Source organism: Pseudomonas sp. SWRI51 (assembly GCF_014268825.1).
Lineage (GTDB): Bacteria > Pseudomonadota > Gammaproteobacteria > Pseudomonadales > Pseudomonadaceae > Aquipseudomonas > Aquipseudomonas farsensis.
In genome coordinates this window covers 44,411-51,053 of sequence record NZ_JABWRG010000027.1, presented here as the reverse complement: position 1 = coordinate 51,053, position 6,643 = coordinate 44,411, and the positions used below count along the sequence as shown (strand labels likewise).

Genomic DNA, 6,643 nt, shown 5'->3' with positions numbered 1-6,643 from the left:
GGGCTGCGCAGCAGCCCTGAAAACCCAAGGTAATCCCCAGGACTGCGGCGCAGCCCAACGCGGGGCAAGCCCGCTCGCCACAACTCTCTATCATTTCCCACAGGATTGGGTCCAACCAGCAATGTTGCAGTTGAGCAGGGCCTGCGATGAGGCCAGTACAGGCTTGCTCAGCGCCTGCGCCATCAACTGATACGCGTCCCCAGCACCTTCAAGAACGCCGCCAGCCACGCCGGGTGCGCCGGCCAGGCCGGGGCTGTAACCAGGTTGCCGTCTACATGGGCCTGGTCCACGGCAATGTCGATGAAGGTGCCGCCCGCCAGACGCACCTCTGGCGCGCACGCCGGGTACGCGCTGCACTCACGCCCCTCCAGCACGCCCGCCGCCGCCAGCAGCTGCGCACCGTGGCACACCGCAGCAATCGGTTTGCCGGCTTTGTCGAATGCACGCACCAGGCCCAGCACTTTGTCGTTCAAGCGTAGATATTCAGGCGCTCGGCCACCGGGAATCAGCAGCGCGTCGTAGCTTTCGGCGCGCACCTGGACGAAGTCGAAGTTCAGGGCAAAGTTGTGCCCAGGCTTCTCGCTGTAGGTCTGCTCGCCCTCAAAATCGTGGATCGCGGTGCGCACCGTCTGCCCCGCGACTTTGTCCGGGCACACGCTGTGCACGGTATGGCCGACCATGGTCAGGGCCTGGAACGGCACCATCGCCTCGTAATCCTCGACGTAATCACCGACCAGCATGAGAATCTTCTTCGCCATCATCGCATCCACTCCTTCCAGTGCAGGGGAACAACCCAAAGCACCTTAGTCCGCTTTGCCGATTGGCGATATACGCCGCTAGTCGCGTCGGTCCAGCAGGTTCGCGACCAAACGGTCCAGCCAGCCCCACACGCGTTGCTTGACCCGCCGCCACAACGGCCGGGAATTCCAGCGGGCCAGGTCGACCTCAAGGCTCTGCTCGAAATCGCGCGCAAAGCTCGCGGCAACGGCTGCGGTCAGTGCAGGGTCCAGCGCCTCGACGTTGGCCTCCAGGTTGAAGCGCAGGTTCCAGTGGTCGAAATTGCACGAACCCACGCTCACCCAGTCATCCACCAGCACCATCTTCAGGTGCAGGAAACACGGCTGGTACTCGAAGATCCGCACCCCCGCGCGCAGCAGGCGTGGGTAGTAACGGTGGCCGGCGTAGCGTACCGCCGGGTGGTCGGTGCGCGGGCCAGTGAGCAGCAGGCGCACATCGATGCCTTTCTGCGCGGCGCGGCGCAGCGAGCGGCGCACGCTGAAGGTCGGCAGAAAATACGGTGTGGCCAGCCAGACGCGCCGCTGGCCGCTGTTTAGCGCACGTACCAGCGCGTGCAGGATGTCCTTGTGCTGGCGAGCATCAGCGTAGGCCACCCGGCCCAACCCCTGGCCCTCGACCGGGACCCGTGGCAAACGCGGCAGGCCGAAGTTCTCTGGCGGGCGCCAGGCGGTGCGGCGCTGGTTGGCGTGCCACTGGCGGTCGAACAACAGCTGCCAGTCGCTGACGATCGGCCCCTGCATATGCACCATCACCTCGTGCCATTCGCTTACCGGCTGCTGCGGTTGCCAGAACTCGTCGGTAACCCCGGTGCCGCCCACCACCGCCCAGCGCCCGTCTACCAGCAGCAGCTTGCGGTGGTCGCGGTACAGGTTGCGCAAACCGCGCCGCCAGCGCAGGCGGTTGTACCAGCGCAAGTACACGCCAGCTGCGCTCAGGCGCTCGCGCAAAAGTGCCGGGAAGGCCAGCGAACCGTAGTCATCGAACAGGCAGCGCACCCGTACGCCACGGCGCGCCGCCTGCTCCAGCGCTTCGACCACCGCCTCGGCGCACGCTCCACCTTCGACCAGGTACAGCTCAAGGTCCACCTGGACCTCGGCAGTGGCGATGGCCTGCAGCATGCGCGGGAAGAATTCAGGGCCGTCGATCAGCAGTTCGAAGCTGTTGCCATCGCGCCACGGGAAGATCGGCCCCGGCATATCAGCGGGCGTTGAAGATCAGCACCGCATTGACCGGCACCGACGGGTTGATCGACTTGAGCCCGGCCAGCTTGCGCAGCTCGGCAAGCCCCGGCAGCAGGCCGAAGTCTTCGGCGCGCAGCACCAACGGTTCCAGGGTCACTACCTGGAAGCGCCGCTCATCGAGCCGGGTCGCCAGCAGCAAGGTGCTGTAGCTGTGGGTCTGGCCATGGAGGGTGACGCTCACCGGCAGGCGCAGCTCCAGCTGGGCGCCGTCGGCCAGGTCGTTGATCGGGCGCAGGTCGATCTGTGCCTGCACCTTGCCTTCGGCAAAGCGCTCTACTTCGAACAGGTTGTCGCGCATGCGCTCATCGCGCAGCGGGATACCGCTGCTCACCGAGTCCATCTCGATGCTGAGCTCGGCCGCGCCTTTGCGGTCTACCTTGCCATGCAGCACCAGGAAGCGGTTGACCTCGGCAATTTCGCCGTTCTTGCCAGTAATAAAGGAGAGCCGCGACGACTCACCGTCCAGGTGCCAGTTGGCCTGGGCAGGCGAACCGGCAAGCATGAACAGCGGCAGCAGCAATGCGGGTAACAGACGGGACGGCTTGAACATGTGAAATCCTGTGACACAAGGCCGCCAACATTACCCGCACGGTTTCACGGCAGCAAGCTGCCGATCCTGCGCCGAGGGCCTGTCACGCAAGCATCACCAAAGGTTCACGGGGGTGACACCGGGTCTACCTAGGCTGACTTTGCACAACGAAGCCGACCGGCCGCACCCCTTTGGCTGGCCCATGGAGACTCGCAATGACTCGGATCGCTCGCTCTGGCGACAACAGCCCTGAACGCCGTCTGCAAGCCGAACGCCTGGTCGGCGTAGACGCGCTGCAGGAAGCACAAGCACTGCGCTTCAACGTATTCAGTGGTGAATTCAAGGCCAGGCTCAAGGGCGCAGAACTGGGCCTGGACATGGATGACTACGACATCCACTGCCGCCACATCGGGGTGCGCGACTTGGCCAGCGGCCAACTGGTCGCCACCACCCGTCTGCTCGACCACCAGGCCGCCAGCAGCCTGGGCCGCTTCTACAGCGAAGAAGAATTCAGCCTGCATGGCCTGCGCCAGTTGCAAGGGCCGATCCTGGAACTGGGCCGCACCTGCGTGCACCCGGACTACCGCAACGGCGGCACCATCGCGGTGCTGTGGGGCGAGTTGGCCGAGGTGCTCAACGAAGGCTGCTACAGCTACCTGATGGGCTGCGCCAGCATTCCGATGCAGGACGGCGGCATCCAGGCCCACGCGATCATGCAGCGCCTGCGCGACCGCTACCTGTGCAACGAGCACCTGCGCGCAGAGCCGAAAAAACCGCTGCCTACCCTTGCCCTGCCCGGCAATGTCATCGCCGAGATGCCGCCGCTGCTCAAGGCCTACATGCGCCTGGGCGCGAAGATTTGTGGCGAGCCGTGCTGGGACGAAGACTTCCAGGTGGCCGACGTGTTCATCCTGCTCAAACGCGACGAACTCTGCCCGCGCTACGCCCGCCACTTCAAGGCGGCGGTCTGATGCCGGGCCTGCGGGCCTGCGCCCGCCTGCTGCGTTTGTTTGCGGTACTCAGCTTGGGTACCGGCATGGCCAGTTGCATCGCCATGGGCGAGCGCCTGGGCCTTAAAACCCCATTTGAACGGCGCCAACGCTGGAGCCGCTGGTTCATGCAACGGCTGGTGGCGGCGCTGCCATTCGAGGTGAGCGTGCACGGCGCGCTGCCGCAACGGCCAATGCTGTGGGTCAGCAACCACGTGTCGTGGACCGACATCCCGCTGCTCGGCATGCTCGCCCCGCTGTCGTTTCTGTCCAAGGCTGAAGTGCGCCAGTGGCCGTTGGCCGGTTGGCTGGCGGAAAAAGCCGGCACGCTGTTCATCCGCCGGGGCGGTGGCGACGGGCAGCGCCTGCGCGAGCAGATCAGCGCGCAGCTAGCCGAGCAACGCCCGCTGCTGATATTCCCTGAAGGCACCACTACCGACGGCCGCTCCCTGCGCACTTTCCATGGCCGCTTGCTGGCAGGCGCCATCGACCAGGGCATCGGCGTGCAGCCGGTGGCCATCAGCTACCTGCGCGATGGGCAGAGCGACCCGATCGCTCCGTTCATTGGCGATGACGACCTGGTCTCGCACCTGCTCAGGCTGTTCGCCCAGCCCCGTGGCCAGGTGCGCATCGAACTGCTGCCCGCGCTCGCCAGTGCCGGCAAGGAACGTGCGGTGCTGGCCTTGCAGGCACAGCAGGCCATTGACCAGGCGCTGTTCGGTGCCGAGCAGCTGGCACCGCGGCCGCGCAGTCACGCCAAGGCGGCGTGACGCGCCGCCGCAAATGCCTGCAACTGCGGGTAGAACTCGCGAAAATCCCCCAGCAAAGGCTGGTACAACCGCTCAAGCTCGGCCATCACCCCGGCCAACCCTTCAGGCCGCGACAGCCGCCGGGCAATGCCACGGAACACCTGCTCAAGCGTTGCAAAATCGCCGTAGGCGCCCAACCAGTCATCCGCGGCCATATAGGGCGCAATACGCGCCAGGCGCTCTGGCAACTGCGGTTCGGCAAGCAGCACCCGGTAAAAGCGCCCAGTAAAATCCGCCAGCGGCTGGTCGGCGTAATCGTGCCAGTGCCGTGCAAGGCAGTGGTCAAAAAACACATCCAGCACAATACCGGCAAACCGCCGCCGCTCACTGGGGAAGCGCGCCAGCGCTGCCAGCACCAGCGGGTGGCTGTCGGTGTAGCTGTCGATATGCCGATGCAGGCGGATAGCCGCTTCTAGCTCTGGGGTAAAACGCCCCTGCAGCGTGCCTTTGACGAAATCGCCATACAGGCTGCCGAGCAGTTGTTGCGGCGCCGGGCCGCCGAGGTGCAGGTGTGCGAGGTAATTCATGGGCGCAGTCTAGCATCGCCATCGACTATATCGTTATAACGCGATATACCGATTGAAGCTGAGATCAGAACCTCTGGGTATTTGTATATCGGCAACCATCGATATAGATTTCGCCTTATCGCGATATACCGCACCCCACGAGCCGCACGTCATGGCACCCGATCTCGACGAAATCATCAAAGCGCTGGCCCACCCGCTGCGCCGCGAAATCCTAAGTTGGCTGAAAGACCCAGCCACGCAGTTCCCCGACCAGTACCACAGCACCGAAAACGGCGTCTGCGCCGGCCAGATCGACCAACGCTGCGGGCTCTCGCAATCGACCGTATCGGCGCACCTTGCGACCTTGCAGCGTGCCGGGCTGATCAGCAGCCAGAAGGTCGGCCAGTGGCACTTCTTCAAACGCAACGACGACACCATCCAGGCGTTTCTCGAACAACTGCGCCAAGCGCTTTGACAAGGCAGGTAACCGTAATGACCACGCTTTTCGACCCGATCAAGATTGGCGACCTCGAACTCCCCAACCGCATCATCATGGCGCCGCTCACCCGCTGCCGTGCCGACGACGGCCGCGTGCCCAACGCGCTGATGGCCGAATACTATGTGCAGCGCGCCAGCGCCGGGCTGATCCTCAGCGAGGCCACTTCGGTGACGGCGATGGGTGTGGGTTACCCCGACACGCCGGGTATCTGGAACGACGAGCAGGTGCGCGGCTGGCACAACGTGACCAAGGCGGTACACGCAGCGGGCGGGCGGATCTTCCTGCAGCTGTGGCATGTGGGGCGTATTTCCCACCCTTCGTACCTGGGCGGCGAATTGCCGGTGGCGCCTAGCGCGATCCAGCCCAAGGGCCATGTCAGCCTGGTGCGCCCGTTGAGCGATTACCCAACGCCCCGTGCGCTGGAAACCGAAGAAATCGCCGATATCGTCGAGGCTTACCGCAGTGGTGCCGAAAACGCCAAGGCGGCGGGTTTTGATGGCGTCGAGATCCACGGCGCCAATGGCTACCTGCTTGATCAGTTCCTGCAAAGCACCACCAACCAGCGTACTGACCGCTACGGCGGCTCGCTGGAAAACCGCGCACGCCTGCTGCTGGAGGTGACCGATGCGGTCATCGATGTGTGGGGGGCCGGGCGAGTCGGCGTGCACCTGGCGCCACGCGCCGATGCCCATGACATGGGCGATGCGAACCGCGCCGAGACCTTTACCTATGTGGCGCGCGAGCTGGGCAAGCGTGGCATTGCGTTTATCTGCTCGCGCGAGAAACAGGCAGACGACAGCCTTGGCCCGCAGCTCAAGGCGGCGTTTGGCGGGGTTTATATCGCCAATGAGAGCTTCGACAAAGCCCGTGCCAATGCCGCGTTGGCAGCAGGCACGGCAGATGCCGTGGCCTTTGGCGTGCCGTTTATCGCCAACCCGGACTTGCCAGCGCGGCTTGAGGCTGATGCGCCGCTGAACCAGGCCCGACCGGAGACGTTTTATGGGCGCGGGGCTGTGGGGTATATCGATTACCCGCGGTTGTGATCACGGGCGTCACGGGTTTGCCGCCTGGGTTCTGCGCCTCCTGAAACACCGGAAGCTCGGCCTTCGTGGCAAGCGGGCTTTGTGGCGAGCGGGCTTGCCCCGCGTTGGGCTGCGAAGCAGCCCTGATGGCTGCAGAAAAACATCCAGCGGCTACGGGATACAGCAGTTCGCAGCGTTTGTGCGCACGCTTTGAAGATGATGGGTTTCAGGGCTGCTGCGCAGCCCAACG

General features: G+C 64.6%; 8 protein-coding genes. 4 read left to right on the top strand and 4 right to left on the bottom strand.

Annotated elements, in window-relative coordinates; genetic code table 11:
- Positions 1-182: 182 nt before the first annotated feature.
- The 3 genes from HU720_RS11195 to HU720_RS11185 form a co-directional block, all read right to left on the bottom strand.
- A complete protein-coding gene (locus HU720_RS11195; RefSeq protein WP_186519991.1) occupies positions 183-761 on the bottom strand; it encodes a DJ-1/PfpI family protein in 579 nt (192 codons plus the stop codon).
- A 75-nt stretch (positions 762-836) separates the two neighbouring features.
- On the bottom strand, positions 837-1,994 hold the full coding sequence (locus tag HU720_RS11190; RefSeq protein WP_186519990.1) for a phospholipase D-like domain-containing protein: 1,158 nt from the start codon (positions 1,992-1,994) through the stop codon (positions 837-839).
- 1 nt (position 1,995) lies between these two features.
- Complete coding sequence (locus HU720_RS11185; protein ID WP_186519989.1) at positions 1,996-2,589, bottom strand: YceI family protein; 594 nt, start codon at positions 2,587-2,589, stop codon at positions 1,996-1,998.
- A 194-nt stretch (positions 2,590-2,783) separates the two neighbouring features.
- On the opposite strand from HU720_RS11185, the gene olsB reads away from it, so the two are divergent.
- Together olsB and HU720_RS11175 are read left to right on the top strand one after the other, a co-directional pair.
- Positions 2,784-3,539, top strand: coding sequence for an L-ornithine N(alpha)-acyltransferase (olsB, locus tag HU720_RS11180; RefSeq protein WP_186519988.1), 756 nt, complete (start codon positions 2,784-2,786; stop codon positions 3,537-3,539).
- The gene (locus HU720_RS11175; RefSeq protein ID WP_186519987.1) at positions 3,539-4,327 is read left to right on the top strand and encodes a lysophospholipid acyltransferase family protein; all 789 of its coding nucleotides are present in this window, start codon (positions 3,539-3,541) and stop codon (positions 4,325-4,327) included. The genes olsB and HU720_RS11175 overlap by 1 nt, the downstream gene beginning before the upstream one ends.
- Here the strand turns inward: HU720_RS11175 and HU720_RS11170 are convergent.
- Entirely contained in the window at positions 4,309-4,893 is a 585-nt protein-coding gene (locus tag HU720_RS11170; RefSeq protein ID WP_186519986.1) for an ACP phosphodiesterase, read from the bottom strand. The genes HU720_RS11175 and HU720_RS11170 overlap by 19 nt on opposite strands.
- Before the next feature lie 151 nt (positions 4,894-5,044).
- On the opposite strand from HU720_RS11170, the gene HU720_RS11165 reads away from it, so the two are divergent.
- Both HU720_RS11165 and HU720_RS11160 read left to right on the top strand, forming a co-directional pair.
- A complete protein-coding gene (locus HU720_RS11165) occupies positions 5,045-5,347 on the top strand; it encodes a helix-turn-helix transcriptional regulator (protein WP_186519985.1) in 303 nt (100 codons plus the stop codon).
- 17 nt (positions 5,348-5,364) lie between these two features.
- Complete coding sequence (locus HU720_RS11160) at positions 5,365-6,414, top strand: alkene reductase (protein WP_186519984.1); 1,050 nt, start codon at positions 5,365-5,367, stop codon at positions 6,412-6,414.
- Positions 6,415-6,643: the final 229 nt, after the last annotated feature.

Bases quoted from the DNA above. Each gene is read 5' to 3' on its own strand.
- olsB (WP_186519988.1), top strand. From the start codon at position 2,784: ATGACTCGGATCGCTCGCTCTGGCGACAACAGCCCTGAACGCCGTCTG.
- HU720_RS11160 (WP_186519984.1), top strand. From the start codon at position 5,365: ATGACCACGCTTTTCGACCCGATCAAGATTGGCGACCTCGAACTCCCC.
- HU720_RS11175 (WP_186519987.1), top strand. From the start codon at position 3,539: ATGCCGGGCCTGCGGGCCTGCGCCCGCCTGCTGCGTTTGTTTGCGGTA.
- HU720_RS11165 (WP_186519985.1), top strand. From the start codon at position 5,045: ATGGCACCCGATCTCGACGAAATCATCAAAGCGCTGGCCCACCCGCTG.
- HU720_RS11190 (WP_186519990.1), bottom strand. From the start codon at position 1,994: ATGCCGGGGCCGATCTTCCCGTGGCGCGATGGCAACAGCTTCGAACTG.
- HU720_RS11170 (WP_186519986.1), bottom strand. From the start codon at position 4,893: ATGAATTACCTCGCACACCTGCACCTCGGCGGCCCGGCGCCGCAACAA.
- HU720_RS11185 (WP_186519989.1), bottom strand. From the start codon at position 2,589: ATGTTCAAGCCGTCCCGTCTGTTACCCGCATTGCTGCTGCCGCTGTTC.
- HU720_RS11195 (WP_186519991.1), bottom strand. From the start codon at position 761: ATGATGGCGAAGAAGATTCTCATGCTGGTCGGTGATTACGTCGAGGAT.